The organism is Paenibacillus psychroresistens (assembly GCF_009728935.1).
In the GTDB taxonomy this organism is placed as follows: domain Bacteria; phylum Bacillota; class Bacilli; order Paenibacillales; family NBRC-103111; genus Paenibacillus_AC; species Paenibacillus_AC psychroresistens.
Genome location: NZ_CP034235.1, coordinates 4,214,666 through 4,230,551, shown reverse-complemented (window position 1 = coordinate 4,230,551; position 15,886 = coordinate 4,214,666). Strand labels below are relative to the sequence as shown.

General features: G+C 41.7%; 15 protein-coding genes. 8 read left to right on the top strand and 7 right to left on the bottom strand.

All coding sequences use genetic code 11. From position 1 onward, the window contains the following. Nucleotides 1–2 precede the first annotated feature (2 nt). From EHS13_RS19165 to EHS13_RS19140, 6 genes are all read left to right on the top strand, one after another. Entirely contained in the window at nt 3–506 is a 504-nt protein-coding gene (locus EHS13_RS19165; RefSeq protein ID WP_155701911.1) for a cell wall elongation regulator TseB-like domain-containing protein, read from the top strand. Nucleotides 507–670: 164 nt separating this feature from the next. Further along, a complete protein-coding gene (locus EHS13_RS19160) occupies nt 671–1,204 on the top strand; it encodes a hypothetical protein (RefSeq protein WP_155701910.1) in 534 nt (177 codons plus the stop codon). Then, nucleotides 1,197–2,678 (top strand): AAA family ATPase, encoded by a 1,482-nt coding sequence (locus tag EHS13_RS19155; protein ID WP_155701908.1) that lies wholly within the window; start codon nt 1,197–1,199, stop codon nt 2,676–2,678. The genes EHS13_RS19160 and EHS13_RS19155 overlap by 8 nt, the downstream gene beginning before the upstream one ends. Nucleotides 2,679–3,043: 365 nt before the next feature. Continuing rightward, nucleotides 3,044–3,916, top strand: coding sequence for a 3-hydroxyacyl-CoA dehydrogenase family protein (locus EHS13_RS19150; protein ID WP_155701907.1), 873 nt, complete (start codon nt 3,044–3,046; stop codon nt 3,914–3,916). Further along, on the top strand, nt 3,913–5,109 hold the full coding sequence (locus tag EHS13_RS19145) for an acetate/propionate family kinase (protein ID WP_155701906.1): 1,197 nt from the start codon (nt 3,913–3,915) through the stop codon (nt 5,107–5,109). Before EHS13_RS19150 ends, EHS13_RS19145 begins: the two co-directional genes overlap by 4 nt. A 23-nt stretch (nt 5,110–5,132) precedes the next feature. After that, complete coding sequence (locus EHS13_RS19140) at nt 5,133–5,813, top strand: DnaD domain protein (protein ID WP_319633382.1); 681 nt, start codon at nt 5,133–5,135, stop codon at nt 5,811–5,813. Between the two features lie 61 nt (nt 5,814–5,874). Here EHS13_RS19140 and mtnB read toward each other — a convergent pair whose 3' ends face one another. From mtnB to EHS13_RS19105, 7 genes are read right to left on the bottom strand one after another with little or no spacing between them, the layout of a single operon-like run. Next, a complete protein-coding gene (mtnB, locus tag EHS13_RS19135) occupies nt 5,875–6,534 on the bottom strand; it encodes a methylthioribulose 1-phosphate dehydratase (protein WP_155701904.1) in 660 nt (219 codons plus the stop codon). Between the two features lie 12 nt (nt 6,535–6,546). Then, nucleotides 6,547–7,209: a 2-hydroxy-3-keto-5-methylthiopentenyl-1-phosphate phosphatase gene (locus tag EHS13_RS19130; protein WP_227013436.1), complete on the bottom strand. Its 663-nt coding sequence runs from the start codon at nt 7,207–7,209 to the stop codon at nt 6,547–6,549. Then, complete coding sequence (locus EHS13_RS19125; protein ID WP_155701902.1) at nt 7,206–8,480, bottom strand: 2,3-diketo-5-methylthiopentyl-1-phosphate enolase; 1,275 nt, start codon at nt 8,478–8,480, stop codon at nt 7,206–7,208. Before EHS13_RS19125 ends, EHS13_RS19130 begins: the two co-directional genes overlap by 4 nt. Nucleotides 8,481–8,507: 27 nt before the next feature. After that, complete coding sequence (gene proC, locus EHS13_RS19120) at nt 8,508–9,371, bottom strand: pyrroline-5-carboxylate reductase (RefSeq protein WP_155701900.1); 864 nt, start codon at nt 9,369–9,371, stop codon at nt 8,508–8,510. A gap of 21 nt (nt 9,372–9,392) precedes the next feature. Further along, nucleotides 9,393–10,640, bottom strand: coding sequence for a glutamate-5-semialdehyde dehydrogenase (locus EHS13_RS19115; protein ID WP_155701899.1), 1,248 nt, complete (start codon nt 10,638–10,640; stop codon nt 9,393–9,395). A 27-nt stretch (nt 10,641–10,667) separates the two neighbouring features. Beyond that, a complete protein-coding gene (proB, locus tag EHS13_RS19110; RefSeq protein ID WP_155701898.1) occupies nt 10,668–11,765 on the bottom strand; it encodes a glutamate 5-kinase in 1,098 nt (365 codons plus the stop codon). Between the two features lie 16 nt (nt 11,766–11,781). Then, on the bottom strand, nt 11,782–12,987 hold the full coding sequence (locus EHS13_RS19105) for a pyridoxal phosphate-dependent aminotransferase (protein ID WP_155701896.1): 1,206 nt from the start codon (nt 12,985–12,987) through the stop codon (nt 11,782–11,784). A gap of 182 nt (nt 12,988–13,169) precedes the next feature. Here EHS13_RS19105 and EHS13_RS19100 point away from each other — a divergent pair, with 182 nt between their 5' ends. Next, nucleotides 13,170–14,672, top strand: a complete 1,503-nt coding sequence (locus EHS13_RS19100; RefSeq protein ID WP_155701894.1) for a spore germination protein — start codon at nt 13,170–13,172, stop codon at nt 14,670–14,672. Between the two features lie 33 nt (nt 14,673–14,705). Further along, a complete protein-coding gene (locus EHS13_RS19095; RefSeq protein ID WP_155701892.1) occupies nt 14,706–15,872 on the top strand; it encodes a Ger(x)C family spore germination protein in 1,167 nt (388 codons plus the stop codon). The last annotated feature ends 14 nt before the right edge of the window (nt 15,873–15,886 follow it).

Below are 15,886 nucleotides of genomic sequence, written 5' to 3'. Positions count from 1 at the left end.
CTATGTGGAATAAGAAAATCATTGTAATGGGTGTCATTGTTGTTTTTGCTTTGTTGCTGTTTGGGTTAGCGCAATTTTTTCAAACCATTCAAGCTGGAGCTTGGTCTGAAGAAAGCGAAGCAGTGGATACGGCTTATAAGAAGACGATTATGGCCAAAGCTACTAAAGTCGATACATTCATTAATGACCAAACCTTCAAAATTGTATATGGGGAAGATGCTGTTGGCCAGAAGTTGATTGTCTGGATCAGTGATGAGGAAATTCACACGGAATATGTGTCGGAAGGCTTAAAGGATAAGGACTTGCTAGCGCAATTTGCTCAAAAGGAACCAACTGCTAAGCTGATGCGCGTCATGCCAGGTAAATTTAAAGATAAGTTTGTTTGGGAATTATATTATAAAAAACCTGGTGAATCAGGGAGACAAACGTACTATTATGATTATATTGATTTTAAAGATGGCTTTTTATTAGATACCTACAATCTCGGTGATAAGCAAATGATGTAAAATGGTTGAGATAAACTATAAGTTATATATACATTTGTATGAATGGGACACTGCTGAAGAGGCGGTGTCTTATTAATTTCCACACTTTGCATCCCATTAGTTGATATACGATGTGATATACTCTCAATATACCTAAATTGATACACAGAAAGGAAGCGTGAATAATGAAGCTACGTTTTATACCTATTCTCATTACTGTTGCGGCTTCTTCAGCCTTGTTATTCGGCGGCTGGTACTTCTATCAAAACAATGTCGTGGAAAATCCGATAAAAGACGTCATTCTTGGTGTTCAGGGTGTCAATCAGGTTTCAACTAATATTAATAATAGTCAGGTTTCGATAGATTTGAAATTGAATAAAGATGCTGATCTGCGTAATTTGTATTCGACTATCTCGAAGGAAGGTGCTTCGTTATTGCGCAATCGTGAGCTTAAGCTTAACTTAGAGAGTCAAACGTCTCCAGAATTGGAGCAATGGTGGTCTACCGCCTTATTTGATGTTGCACAAGCTATGGATACTAAACACTACGCAGATATTCCACAGGTTCTGAAAGCACAAGATCAAGAAATTCCAGGCTTAAAAGTTATGACAGAGATGGACGAAACCAATGTTTATGTCCGATTGACTGACGGGGAGCATAGTAAATACGTTATCCTGCCCCGAACGCCTGCACAAATGGGAGTGTGGCCAAATGAGTAAATATGGCAAGGAAATTGCGATTGGTATTGTACCTGTGCTGCTTATTTTTCTTGGGTATATTGGGATTAATGTTGTTCCTATTCTATTTATGTGTGCGGTTGGTGCAACCTTGCTGGTGATGACCCGTTCACGTGGTGGGCTCAAGGTAGGGAGTGAACGCAAAGGCAAGCAGCGTACTCCAGCCTATTTGAGTTTTTCTGATATTGGTGGACAGGATCGTGCTAAAAAAGAATTGCAGGAAGCTCTGGATTTTTTAATTAAACCAGATGATATTAAGCGTTTTGGGATTCGTCCACTTAAGGGCATTCTTCTGACAGGTCCTCCAGGCACTGGTAAAACGCTGATGGCTAAGGCTTCTGCCCATTATTCGGATTCGATTTTTATGGCTGCTTCAGGTAGTGAATTTGTTGAGATGTATGTTGGTGTAGGAGCAAGCCGCGTTAGAGATTTGTTTAAAGATGCAAGAGCTCGTGCTCAAAAAGAGAATAAAGACAGTGCAATTATTTTTATTGATGAAATTGAGGTTATTGGCGGTAAAAGAGATGGTGGGCAGCAGCGGGAATATGATCAGACTTTGAATCAGCTGTTAACCGAAATGGATGGCATTCATACGGATGACTTTCCCCGCATCTTAATTATGGCGGCAACCAATCGTAAAGAAATGCTGGATAGCGCCTTAACACGTCCGGGTCGTTTTGATCGACATATTCAGGTGGATCTGCCTGATAAAAAAGGCCGCAATCATATTCTGCACATTCATGCGAATAATAAACCACTGGCTGAGGAAGTAAGCTTGGATAAGATAGCGGAGCAATCGTTCGGATTTTCTGGAGCACAGCTAGAAAGTGTAATGAATGAGGCGGCAATCTATGCGATGCGTGAGAGCAGTGAATCCATCGCTCAGCATCATTTATCGCTTGCTATCGATAAAGTAATGCTAGGTGAAAAATCGGATCGAGAAACAACAATGGATGAGCGAGTTCGTGTAGCTTATCATGAGCTAGGGCATGCTATTACAGCAGAGCTAGTTAAAGCAGGCTCTGTATCTCAGGTTTCCTTAAGTCCAAGGGGACAAGCATTGGGATTCGTGCGACATAATCCTCAGCAAGACCAATACCTTTACACAAAATCATTTCTAGAGGAACGAATCATGATTGCTCTAGGCGGCTCAGTTGCTGAAGAAATGTATTATGGAAGTCGCAGTACAGGCTCGAGAAATGACTTTGAGCAAGCTTTGCAAATGGTGGAAACGATGATCGATTCCGGTCTAACTTCATTAGGAATTGTTAATCGTTCGCAGATTAGTAAAGAGCTGTTAATGATTGAGAATGCATCGATTATGGATCAATTAATTGCACGGACCAGAGAGCTTTTAGAGCAACATCGACTTGTTTTTGATCAATCGCTAGAAATTTTGCTTAAGGAAGAAGTACTTTCAGGTGATCAATTCAGAGAATTAATGCAGGTCGCCTAATTAGCTGTGTGCTGAGAGGCATAAGAGGAGGATCGTTCTCTTATGCCTTTTTTGCTTGTATGTTGTAAAGCCACAAAACCGCCTTACAGCTGGATTTCAGATGTGCTCATATGCTGTAAAGCCACAAAACCGCCTTACAGCTGAATTTCAGAGGTGTTCGTATGCTGTAAAGCGATAAAACCGCCTTACAGCTGATTATCAAATTTGTTCATAGAGTATTCTGCTTAGCGGCTAATTTGGCAGACATTCGACACATTTTTGCAAATGGCAACAGTGCTTTTTATCACTGAAAAATGTATGATGGTAAGGCATAATAGGTGTTAAGGCTATAAACTTGGATTTAATTCAGCAAAGCGGGTGAAGTTATGAAATTTATGCGAATAGGTGTTATAGGTGCTGGGACGATGGGACAGGGGATAGCAGAAATGTTGGCTGTCAAAGGGTTAGATGTCTATCTGGTCGAGCAAACCCCTCAGAAGCTGGATCAAGCCTTTCAAATGATCGAGTGGAGCTTGGATAAGCAAATGGAGAAGTGGGCGCTTACCGTTACGGAGAAAAAATTAATTTTAGCTAAAATACATAAAACCGATCAAATCAAACAGCTGGATAATTGCGACATGATCATAGAAACGATTACCGAGGATTTAGCTGCAAAAAAACAAATTTTCAAAGAACTTGATTTATATGGCAATAGCGACGCCGTTTTTGCAAGCAATACCTCGACTTTAAGTTTAACTGAGTTAGCAAATGAAACCTCGGCGCCGGAGAGAGTCATCGGTTTGCACTTTCTTTATCCCGTGGCCAAGGTTCAGTTAGTGGAAATTATTCGCGGGCTAAAAACATCGGAAGAAACCTATATCAATACAAGGGAATTCGTCGAGCAAACGATTCAAAAAAGAGGGATTCAGGTCTACGAATCGCCGGGGTTTGTTACGACACGATTGATATGTACACTGATCAATGAAGCCATCCATACCTTAACGGAAGGGGTGGCAACTGATGAGGATATTGATGCTGCAATGCGTGTAGGATATGGTTTTCATTATGGACCCTTGGAAATGGCGGACCGCTTTGGATTAGATTCGGTTTATGCGGCTATGGAGCGTATGTTTCGCGAATTTGGTGATATTAAATACCGACCAAGCTTCTTATTGAAGCAGATGGTCCGCAAAGGCCATTTAGGCGCCAAAACAGGCAAAGGTTTCTTTCGTTATGATAAGGATGGTGATCGATTATGAATATTCTGGTGATTAATGCCGGCAGCTCCTCTTTAAAATATCAATTATACAGCATGCTGGATGAAAGCGTACTGTCTAAAGGCAGAGTCGAACGTATTGGCATGGAAACCGCTATTCTAACCCATGAAACGGCCGGAAAGCCTGAAATCCGTGAAGTAAATGAAATTTTGGATCATACAACAGCGATTCGCAAAGTCTTGGAAATGCTGCTTCATAAGGAGCATGGTAGCATTCGAGCGGTTAGTGAGATTAATGCGGTTGGCCATCGCGTAGTACATGGTGGTGAAGTATTCTCTAGCTCTGTAATCGTAACAGACGAAGTAAAACGAGAAATTAAAAAGCTTTTTGATCTTGCTCCTCTGCATAATCCAGCTCATATGATGGGGATTGATGCTATTGAAATCAACCTCGCTGCGATACTGCAGGTTGTTGTTTTTGATACGGCGTTTCATCAATCGATGCCAGCTAAAAGTTACTTATATCCTATCCCAATGTCGTTATATCACAAGCATAAAGTACGACGTTATGGATTTCATGGGACTTCACATGAATATGTCAGTCGACGTGCAGCCGCATTTATTGAAAAACCACTTGATGAGCTAAAGTTAATCACTTGTCATATTGGCAATGGTGCAAGCTGTGCAGCAATTGTGAACGGACAAACCTTGGATACGAGCATGGGCTTGACTCCATTAGAGGGCTTGATGATGGGGACACGCAGCGGTGATTTAGATCCGGCAATTGTACCCTATACGATGGGTAAGGAAGATTTGACCTTGAATGAAGTCAATTCGATGCTAAACAAACATAGTGGATTAATCGCCATTTCAGGTATTAGCAGTGATATGCGCGAGGTAGAGAAAGCCATGGGTGAAGGCGATAAGAATGCAAAGCTAGCTTTTGAGATGTATGAGTATCGGCTTCGTAAATATATCGGTGCATACGTTGCAGCTATGAATGGATTAGATGTTTTGATTTTTACAGCGGGTGTAGGCGAGAATAGTGTATTATTAAGGCAAACGGTTTGTAGACAGCTGACTTTTTTTGGAGTGGAACTGGATGAGGAATTGAACCAAGTAAGGAGCTCACAGGAAAGAAGAATATCAACAAGCCAATCCAAGGTTCAAGTGCTAGTGATTCCAACCAATGAAGAATTGATGATAGCACGTGAGACTTACCGCCTCGTTAAATGATCGAGAAATTTAAGTAGAATGAGGTGTCTGTTTTGAGGAAGCAAGGCGATGATAAACAATTGCAAGCGGCAGTTCTTGCTGGTATGAAGACGGGGAATGTAAATATACCTTTGATGCTTTTACAGGTTTATTCTATCCTTAAGCTAAGTGATTTGGAAGCGATGCTGATCATTCAGCTTATTGCCTATACAAGCCAAGAGGATAAAGAGTTCCCAACGGTTGAAGAGATTCAAGCTCGATTATCTTCGTCTCAGGAACAGGTCATTAAAGCTCTGCAGAAGCTGCTTAAAGATCAGTGGATTGCCATCGAAGAGCGCATAGACCCGATTTCTGGCATTCAATACGAGCGTTATGACTTAGATGGGGTATTAATTAAGCTATCTGAATACATATCCGATGAAATGAGAAAGCAGAATTTGATCAAAAAGAAAGATGAACCCAAAGAAGGCAAGGATATATTCAGTATTATTGAACGTGAATTTGCTCGGCCGTTGACCCCAATGGAGCTAGAAATGGTTACAAATTGGCTGGATAAGGATCAATATAAAGAGGAACTGATACTAGCCGCGTTAAAGGAAGCCGTATTTGCCGGCAAGGTCCACTTTAATTATCTGGATCGAATACTTTTGGAGTGGAGTCGCAATCGTGTTTTTACGGTGGAACAAGCCAAGGAGCATTCTCAAAAATTCCGGCAAAACCGCTAGTTTTAAATCTTATAAAGAAAAGGAGCTATCTGCTATTCAGGCAGAAGCTCCTTTATTGCGTTTAGCGTCTTCGAGTTGAGGCGCGTTGGATGAGGTTTAGTTTATAGGAATATTCAAATAGATATTCAAAAGCCTCCAGATGACGCTTAGCTTCAAATGCATCTGCACCCCATGCATAAATACCATGCTTACGCAGCACAATGCCAGGAATGCGAGGAATTAAAGCAGCTTCGATTCCGGATGCGATTTTTGCAATATCGGCATAGTTAGGCAGGATAGGAATTTCAATGCTCGCATCTTCTTCCCAAATGTTAAAAGCTTTAATTAGCTCGACACCTTCAATTGGAATACTGCCTTGCTCCCAGCAAAGCTCGGAAAGTAGATTGTTATAAACGGTATGGATATGAAAAATAGCACCGCATCCAGTTAGACGGTAAATTTCACTATGGATCTTAGTTTCAGCGGAAGGTTTAAGGTTAGTGGCTTCCGTAGGCAGGCTCAGTTCATTAACTAGCAGAAAGTCTTCAGGTGTTGATTGTGATTTATCTTTACCGCTTGCTGTAACAGCAAATGTGAATTTCTGATCGACAATCTCACCTACACGGATCGACAAATTACCGCTTGTTGCTGGAAACCAGCCTCTTCCAGCAAAATCAGCTTTTATGGTGCTTAATTCGCTGTAGGCTCGTTGTTTTTGCTCTAAAGTAATAGGTGATGACATAAGGAAATCCTCCTAAAGGGTGGTTTTAAGACTCGCTAGCTGTTCGATTACTTCAAAAAAGGTTTCATAGGGATAGTAGGGCATATCTAATTTACTGCATTCCGAAGCTAAGTGGGAGCGGGCAAAAATGAAGTCAGCCAGCTTAGCGCCTGCGAAATCTGTAATACTGTCGCCAATCAAAATCCGCGTATACTGAGCAGCAGGATAGGAACGAATGAGAGTTGCCTTACACATGCCACAATCCTGATCGCACCATTCATCACATGGATGGGGCCATTCGATTTTAATTTGCGCCTGTTCAAAATTACTTTTATTGCAATAGATCTGCTCTTTTTCAAGTCCAAAAGGAAGCAAAGTAGGATAAACAAAGAAATCTATCCCGCCACTGGTGACAAAGAACTGAATTTGCTGCTCCCGGCAATAGCTGAGAAACTCAGCAAAGCCAGGGCGAATTTGCATATTATCTAGCGCAAAACGAATAACTTCCTCTTGTTGTGTGGAGGGAAGCAGTGCAAACATCGACCCAATGGTTTGTTTAATCGAAATTTCTTGACTCATAGCTTTATCGAGAATATCTTTCCAGCCCTCAGGGTCAAACTGCTTCATAATCGCAATAATATTATCATTCAGTGTTATCGTTCCGTCAAAATCACAGAAGAGGACGATAGGCTTCATTCCTTGACACCCCATGCAGTTATAGCAGCTTGCAATTCAGGATGATCCTCAGCATATTGCACCAAGGTGCTTCCATTTAAATTAGCATCAATAGCTTGGCGGAAAGCGCGTCCACCTGCTGCAGCACCCATTGGATGTCCGTGAACACCTCCACCTGCATTAACGACAACTTCATGACCGAAGTCTTTAAGGATCAACGGGACAAGACCTGGATGAATGCCCGCTGAAGGAACAGGAAAGCTGGTTTTAAGTGATGGAACCAAATGAATTCCTTCTGTATGAGCATACATGTAATCCTGTTCTAAATGGGTTGTAAGCAAATCATGTTTGATCGCCATATTTTCATCTTTTGGCATAACTACTGAGCCATAAGGAGAAGGGAACAGGACTAAATCGGCTCCAGCAATTCTCATAAGCTTACCAAGCAAAAGAGAAGCGGAAACACCATGATGAGGCGATGGATAAAAAGCACCAGCCATGGCGGGATGAGCCATAATCGGTACGGATATATTAGGGTTTGTACTTAGTTCATGCAAGGTATCAAAACCATAAGCCAACACATTGAACAGTAAAGCGTTAGCTCCAGCAGCAATGGCACGTTCAGCTTGTTCAGCCAATCGGGAGGTAGAGCCGGTTAAATTAACGGCATAAAGTAATTTTTGCCCAGTTTCGGCTTCAGCTTGTTTAGCTGCTTCCATACAAATCTCAACGCGTTTAGTTAATGGCGTTAATGGATTCTCAAACAGGATCTCATCATCCTTGATTAAATCAACTCCACCAAGCGCTTGCTGGAGAAACTGCTCACGCAAGCCCTGTACATCATGGCCAATTACCGATTTAAAAATACTCATCAACAGCGGACGGTCCTGAACATCTAGCGCGTTTCGAACACCTTGTATGCCAAATTTAGGCCCTGGAAAAGCAGCTAAAAAAGCAGGCGAGAAGCTTAGGTTAAGCAGCTTTATCCGACCATCCATCGATAGCTTGCCGAATACGGTAACCAATAAAGCTGGTATATCTCTGCTAAAATTGACATCGGGGTAAGCAATTTGAATGTCCGCATAACGATCTTGGAGTGCTGGATTAGCTCCTCGTTCGAAAATCTTTACATCAATAACGAGACCTAAGTGTGGCTCCATACTCTTTTTTTGCGCTTCAGGTAAATCGGTCCAGCTGCCAACCGTTAGTCCTACAGCTATACTTTGAGCTTTTTTATGAAAGTCTGCTTTTTCGTCAAAGCAGCGATAAGTTGCTAAACAGTAATCATTCATTAGAGGGTACCACCTTTTGAGAATTATTTAGTTAAGCTTTATGGCATCTGCAGCGATCATTGCTCCAAGCTCATTTGCTCGTTCACTTGCCCTCAGAACAGCTTTCTCTACACCTTCTGTAAAGTGGAAGTGGTCCATCGTTTCCAACGCTGCTTGGGTTGCTCCATTGGGTGATGTGACATTCTTCCGCAGAATTGCGGGATCTGTTTGAGTTGCTTTGACCATTGAAGCAGCTCCCAACACGGTTTGAACTGTTAAATCTCGAGCCATTTCTGGGCTTAATCCACCTTGAATTCCACCTGAAATCATCGCTTCCATTAGATAATATACGTAAGCTGGACCGCATCCGGAAACTCCTGTAAGAATATCTATTTGCGATTCTTCAATCACGAAGACTTCCCCAACGGATGCGAAAATTTCAGTAGCCAATCCTTGTTGAGAGGATTCTACGCTTGCAGAGAAGCTTAATCCTGTTGAGCCTAAACCGATCGAGCTTGATGTATTGGGCATTGTTCTAGCAATTGGAAAGGAAGTACCCAGTAAAGCTTCAATGGTCTGAATCGATAAACCGGCAATTAAGGAAATCAACAGCTGTTTGTTATGCAGCTTAGTCTTTAATTGAATAATAGCTTGTGCCGCATCCTTAGGCTTCATAGCAAGCACAACAATATCAGCGGCTTGAAGAGTTTCATTGGTTAATTCACCGATGGAACCAACCTGGATATCATATTGACTTTGCAGCTGTGCTAGCTTGACATGGTTGCTGCGATTAAGTGCTAGAATTTGAGTGGGATTAATTTTATCTTTTTGCAGCAATCCGCTAATGATCGCTTCAGCCATCGAGCCAGCGCCAATGAATATAATTTTTTTAGTAGCTAAAATAAGTGGCATTGTTTATGAAGCCTTCTTCCATTATTGTCGTATTTGACCATTGCCATGCACATAATATTTGGTTGAGGTTAGCGCAGGCAAGCCCATTGGACCGCGTGCGTGCAGCTTTTGCGTGCTAATGCCGATTTCAGCTCCAAAGCCAAATTCATAGCCATCTGTAAAGCGAGTAGAGGCATTATGATAAACGGCTGCAGCATCAATTTGCTGCATGAACTTTTCCGCGGTTGCAGCATTTTCTGTGACGATACATTCGGAATGCATCGTTCCATATTGGCGAATATGCGCTAAAGCTTCGTCCAAATCAGCAACTATCTTCACGTTGAGAATGTAGTCGTTATATTCAGTTGCCCAATCCTCTGATGTGGCAGCTTTCATTTCAGGGATTAGCTTTAGCACATTTGCACTACCGCGCAATTCCACATGAACTTCTGCAAATGCCTTAGCAAAAGCTTGTAAATGCCGCTCCGCGAAATCTTCTTGCAACAGCAAGGTTTCCATTGAATTGCAAACAGAAGGACGTTGAGCTTTGGCATTAATGGCAATCCGCAAGGCTTTTACTGGATCCGCATCATTATCCGCATACGTATGGCAGATACCTGCACCTGTTTCAATAACAGGAACGGTTGCATTCTTCACGACATTTTGTATTAAGGAATGTCCGCCACGTGGAATGACAACGTCCAATAAACCGTTTAACTTGAGCATTTCATCGACGGAAGCCCGATCTGGATTGGTCACTAACTGCAAAGCATCTACAGGAATGTCGGATAGGGCAAGGGCACTATGAAGTACCTCAACAATTCGTTTATTGGACGAAAGAGCATCAGATCCCCCACGCAACAACACGGCATTGCCTGATTTCAAGCAGAGGCCTGCAGCATCTACAGTCACATTAGGACGAGCTTCATAAATAATGCCAATCAATCCGAGTGGTACTCGAACCTTACGAACTAGTAGACCATTAGGACGTGCAAATTCTTCCAACAGGTCACCAATTGGATCGTCGAGAATGATAATTTCCTTCAAGCCCTCAGCAATTGCAGCAATGCGAGCTGGATTCAACGACAAGCGATCCAACATGGAAGCGGCTAGACCATTGGTTTTTCCTCTTTCCAGATCCACAGCGTTAGCTTGAATAATGGAATCTGTTTCAGCGACTAAAGCTTCAGCCATCAGACGCAAAGCCTCATTTTTTTGAGCCGTAGACAGCGTGCCCAACATAGGGGTTATAGCTTTAGCTAACGTTGCTTTTTCTCTAACTTCACTCATATTTATGTCTCCTTCATAATTTATATTTTAAATGGCAATCCATTCATCACGATGTATGACTTCAATTCGTTGTACTTCAACTCTTTTCTGAACCTCTTCACTGGATAAACCATAAACGGCTTGAAGCTGCCAAGCTGCGTAATTAACAATTCCACGACCAATAATTCTTTTCTCGAAGTTGCGAACTTCAATCACATCACCAGGAATAAATTCACCAGTTGATTCGGTAACACCAGCGGGCAGCAAGCTTTTTCCGCCCATTATTAAAGCTGCTTCAGCACCTTGATCGACATAAATCGTACCTTGGGATTGCGAATGGTAGCCAACCCATTGCTTCTTCATGGAAAGGGAGTGAGATTCTGGTGCAAAATAAGTCCCTTTCCCACAATCAGCAACAGCAGTCGTTAAATCTCCTTGTTCCAATACGCTGCCGATGAATACAGAAACCCCGCCACGTGTGGCAATTCTTGCTGCTTCCAGCTTAGAACGCATACCTCCAGTCCCGACGGATGAGCCAGATCCTCCAGCCATTTGGTAGAGCTCATCACTAAATTGCTCCACACGTTCAATACGCTTAGCTGCTGGGTTAATTCTCGGGTCCTCGGTATACAAGCCATCCATATCTGTAATAATGATCAATTGATTGGCTTTTACGAAGTTGGCAACTAAAGCAGATAAGTTATCATTGTCACCAAACTTAAGCTCTTCAACAGCTACGGTGTCATTCTCATTGATGATTGGGATAATTTGATGCGCTAATAATTCCTGCAAGGTTTTTAATGCATTCTGAATGCGTTGGCGATTAGAAAAATCAGCTCGAGTTAAGAGGATTTGAGCGATGGAGACACCATCTTTTTGAAAAGCTTCGTTGTAGGCTTGCATAAGCAGTGCTTGACCGACTGCAGCTGCGGCTTGTTTTTCATGTAGAGCTTTTGGTTTATTTAAATAGCCGATTGTCGTAAAGCCTGCAGCAACTGCACCTGATGTGACCAATAGAACCCGATTTCCGGCTTTTTGCAAAGCTGCTAATTCTCTTGCAAAGAAATTAATTTTTTCGCGATTTAAGCCGCCTTCTCCCGAGGTTAAAGAGCTGCTGCCAATTTTGATGACTATGGTTTGTTGCATGAGAATTACACTTCCTCTATCTAAATAAATTCAAGCGGCCAATTCGTTCAACTGCCTCCGTTAAACGAGCTTCAGAGGATAGCAACGCCAGCCTTACATAACCTTCACCATGGGTACCGAAACCTACACCAGGTGCGACGACAACCTTGGCTTCCTGCAGAACCAAGTCTGCAAATTGGTTTGAGGTGTACCCTTTGGGAATGGGCAGCCAAGTAAAGAAAGAACCTTTTGAAGGCTTTGCTTCCCAGCCAATGGTTGATAAAGCCAAATATAGAGCATCTCTGCGATTCTCGTACATTTGAAGCAGATCCGTAACGCAAGCTTGTGAAGCAGTAAGAGCTTCTGCAGCAGCAGCTTGAATGCCGCCAAATAAGCTGCAATAGTAATGATCCTGAATTAGATTTATCAGTCGAATGACTTCTGGATTGCCTAGCGCAAAACCAACACGCCAGCCTGCCATATTATAGGTTTTGGATAGAGTATAGAATTCAATTCCAACCTCTTTAGCCCCTTTTTGCTGTAAAAAGCTGACAGGCTTTTCACCATCAAAACCAATGGCCCCATAGGCAAAATCGCTTGCAACCACAACTCCATTTTTCTCAGCAAACCGAATAGTCTCGTCATAGAATTCTGCCGAAGCTGTTGCCCCGGTTGGATTGTTAGGATAATTTAAGAACATTAATTTAGCTCTGTTTAAGTCGGCAGGGGAGAGCGCACTATAGTCTGGCAAGTATTGATTACTTTCCTTTAATGGCATGAACACCATTTCAGCGCCTGCTAGTGCTACACCTGACCAATAGTCGGGATAACCAGGGTCGGGAACCAAACAAACATCGCCTGGATTAAGCAAGCATTGACTGATTTCGATTAAGCCCGTTTTACCACCGAAAAGGATAGCTACCTCTGTTTGAGGATCTAGATCCACATTGTAGTCTTCCTTGTATCGCTTAGCTATCGCTTCTTTAAGAAAGAGAAATCCATTAAAAGGCGGATATTTATGATAAAGCGGATTAGCGGCAGCTTCTTGCATTTTACTGACTATATGCGCAGGTGTTGGCTGGTCGGGATTGCCTTGTCCTAGATTAATCACATCATGTCCTGCTGCAATTTGGGCATTAGCCTTCTGAACTAAGCTGGCAAAAAATTGCACGGGAAGCTGTTGTAAACGAGCAGCTGGTACTATGGGGACTGTGGAAGTGAATGTTAGATTATTGGATGACATTATAGATTCGAGCTCCGTTCTTTAGGCGAGAAACCCCGCAGGATAATAGGAATAATGTATCAAAAAACGTGAGCAATGTATAGTAATAGCTGGATTTAACTTATATTCTTCGAGGATTAGCATATCCATGCTTTTTATTGGAATAATAACCAAAGCGAGATACTGAAGAAGAGAGGACATCCATGGACTCAACAGAATCAGTAGGAAAAGAACCTATCTCAAAAAAATTAAGTGAAAATCAGGATTGGTTGAAGCAAACCCTAGCTGACTGCTCAGATATTAATTTTCAATTGCATCACTATGGTTCCAATTTTGAGCTTGGTGCATTAGTCGTTTATTGTGAATCCCTAATACAGTACTTAGAAATTAACTACTTGAAAAAAGCATTACAGGACTTGGTCCCGCAAATAATTGGACCTGCGACAATGGTTACTTTAGAAGAAGTCATCCTTTTTTTTGATCAAAATGGTGCTTCTTCAAGACAGACGGAAGTTGTAGAAAAATTGGAGGATGCCGTAAAAAAAATAATGTATGGCCATGTCGTAATAATATTTGATGGTTGGGATAAAGCACTTTGCTTTCATTCTATATGCATGGAGAAGAGATCCATTAGTGAGCCCATTAATGAGTCGGTAGTTAGAGGGCCACACGACAGCACAGTTGAGGATTTGACGATAAATCTCGGCTTGCTGCGGAATCGGATGAAAAGCGAAAAGTTTAAAATTCATAAATGCTTTGCTGCGGGTGAAACTGAAACAGAAGTGGTTTATGGCTATTTAACTGGAGCTGTAAATCCAGAGACATTGGCCGAATTTAAAAAACGCTTCGAACTCGCGATCAAGCATGAAATATTGGAAAGCTCTTATATTGAAGAATTAATTGAAGATTCAAGCTATTCACCTTTTCCGCAATACCAATATACGGAGCGTACGGATGTTGCTGTTGCTGCTTTATTAGATGGGAAAATTATAGTTCTGGTTGGTGGAACTCCTGGTATTCTTTTATGCCCTGGCTTATTCTCCGATTTTTTTAAATCTCCTGAGGATTATTACGTAAGAACGGTTTTTGCTTCGTTAATTCGGATCCTAAGAGTGGTTACTTTTTTATTAGCCTTAACATTGCCTGCGCTTTATATTGCCTTTTCCAACTTTGATTCAGAGCTGATTCCTACTGTATTGCTGCTTGCCGTTCTTGACTCACGTGAAGGAATTCCGTTTCCAACATTTATCGAAGCTATGTTAATGGAATTTTTATTTGAAATATTACGTGAAGCTGGAGTCCGACTTCCTAAGCCTGTTGGTTCTGCAGTAAGTATTGTCGGAGCCTTAGTTATTGGCCAAGCAGCGATAATTGCCAAAATTGCCTCTCCCGTTGTCATAATAATTGTTGCGCTTACCGGAATTGCTTCCTTCTCTTTACCTGACTACAACATGGCTATTGGCATACGAATTTTGAGATTTATCCTGATGGTCTTTGCGGCTATACTTGGCGTTTTTGGCTTAATGATCGGACTATTATTCATATTCCTGCACTTGGTTTCACTAAGATCCTTGGGTCAGCCTTATATGGCTCCTTTAGCTCCATTTCGCTTTTCCGAATTACGAGATGTCCTGGTACGTGCTCCGTTAAAAAGACTAATTCGATCTCCGCGGAACCAGCATATGCATAAATTTCGAAAAGATTAACCAGCATGCTCTACTAAGAAAGCAGGAGAGGATATGAGATTGCGTATCGCTTTGGCATTTTCAAGCTTGATCTTGTTATTAATGACGGGATGCTGGAACCGTGCGGAGCTCGATGAATATTCATTCGTACAGGCAGTAGCCATTGATAAGAGCGAGCAAGAGAATATTAAAATGACAACCCATTTCTATAAACCGAATGGAGGCGGAGGTGATGCAAGCGGTAGTAAAACCAAGTCCATGGGTTCCTCACTTAATATTCAAACAGAAGGCGAGAATATTTTTGATGCAATTCGGGATATTACGCTTCATTTGGGGCGTAAAAGCAAGTGGGATCATAATCGGGTTATTCTGGTTAGCGAGGAGATAATTAAACAACAGAATATTGCTGAGCTGCTTGATTTATTTATACGCGATCATGAACCTAGACCAACGACTTATATTTTAGTTACAAAAGGAGAGGCAAGCGATTATTTGGAGCTGCCTCCTTATATCGAGAATACACTAGGGCAGCAATTTCGTTCCATGGATCAGGTTTCCTATCAATCATCAGCTAAGGTTATTAAAGCGACGATATTGGATCTAGAAATTCAAATGAAAAGCCCCACGGGTATAGCTCTTTTACCTACTCTTTATCTAGAAAAAAAGCATAAAAAAGAACCTGCTATTGCAGGTATTGTTTTATTAGAAAAAGGCAAATTAATTGATAGCTTACCTGCTTCTGAGGTTAGAGGCTTGCTTATGCTGACTAATAAAATGAAAGGTGCAGCTTTTAGTATTCCATGTGAGGGAAAAGTGGGGGGGAAAATCAAAAAGGATGCTTTTGAGTTAAGCTTTATTAACTCTAAAATTAAAACATCAATAAAAAAAGATGCGGTAGATGTTCACATTGCTTTGGCATTAAAGGGGTCAGCTGGAGAGCTAGTATGTTCATCACTCATAACGGAGCAGGACGAAGCGGCATTTGAGAAGAGAGTGAGCGATTTAGCCAAGAAAGAAATGCAGCAAGTCATTACTCACCTGCAGGATAAGAAAATAGATGCTCTAGGGATTGGCAATAAAATATTCGCAAAAAACCCGAAAACATGGTTGAAGTGGCAAAAAGATTGGAATGAACGTTTTGCAGAAATCCATTTTTCCATGGATGTTAAGGTTGAGATTCTGCATACTGGTTCATCAATCGGTAAGCCATCTTCACAATAATAAACGTCAGAAAG

Excerpts from the sequence above, each read along its gene's own strand:
- EHS13_RS19165 (WP_155701911.1), top strand. The coding sequence starts at position 3 with ATGTGGAATAAGAAAATCATTGTAATGGGTGTCATTGTTGTTTTTGCT.
- EHS13_RS19160 (WP_155701910.1), top strand. The coding sequence starts at position 671 with ATGAAGCTACGTTTTATACCTATTCTCATTACTGTTGCGGCTTCTTCA.
- EHS13_RS19155 (WP_155701908.1), top strand. The coding sequence starts at position 1,197 with ATGAGTAAATATGGCAAGGAAATTGCGATTGGTATTGTACCTGTGCTG.
- EHS13_RS19150 (WP_155701907.1), top strand. The coding sequence starts at position 3,044 with ATGAAATTTATGCGAATAGGTGTTATAGGTGCTGGGACGATGGGACAG.
- EHS13_RS19145 (WP_155701906.1), top strand. The coding sequence starts at position 3,913 with ATGAATATTCTGGTGATTAATGCCGGCAGCTCCTCTTTAAAATATCAA.
- mtnB (WP_155701904.1), bottom strand. The coding sequence starts at position 6,534 with ATGTCATCACCTATTACTTTAGAGCAAAAACAACGAGCCTACAGCGAA.
- EHS13_RS19130 (WP_227013436.1), bottom strand. The coding sequence starts at position 7,209 with ATGAAGCCTATCGTCCTCTTCTGTGATTTTGACGGAACGATAACACTG.
- EHS13_RS19125 (WP_155701902.1), bottom strand. The coding sequence starts at position 8,480 with ATGAATGATTACTGTTTAGCAACTTATCGCTGCTTTGACGAAAAAGCA.
- proC (WP_155701900.1), bottom strand. The coding sequence starts at position 9,371 with ATGCCACTTATTTTAGCTACTAAAAAAATTATATTCATTGGCGCTGGC.
- EHS13_RS19115 (WP_155701899.1), bottom strand. The coding sequence starts at position 10,640 with ATGAGTGAAGTTAGAGAAAAAGCAACGTTAGCTAAAGCTATAACCCCT.
- proB (WP_155701898.1), bottom strand. The coding sequence starts at position 11,765 with ATGCAACAAACCATAGTCATCAAAATTGGCAGCAGCTCTTTAACCTCG.
- EHS13_RS19105 (WP_155701896.1), bottom strand. The coding sequence starts at position 12,987 with ATGTCATCCAATAATCTAACATTCACTTCCACAGTCCCCATAGTACCA.
- EHS13_RS19100 (WP_155701894.1), top strand. The coding sequence starts at position 13,170 with ATGGACTCAACAGAATCAGTAGGAAAAGAACCTATCTCAAAAAAATTA.
- EHS13_RS19095 (WP_155701892.1), top strand. The coding sequence starts at position 14,706 with ATGAGATTGCGTATCGCTTTGGCATTTTCAAGCTTGATCTTGTTATTA.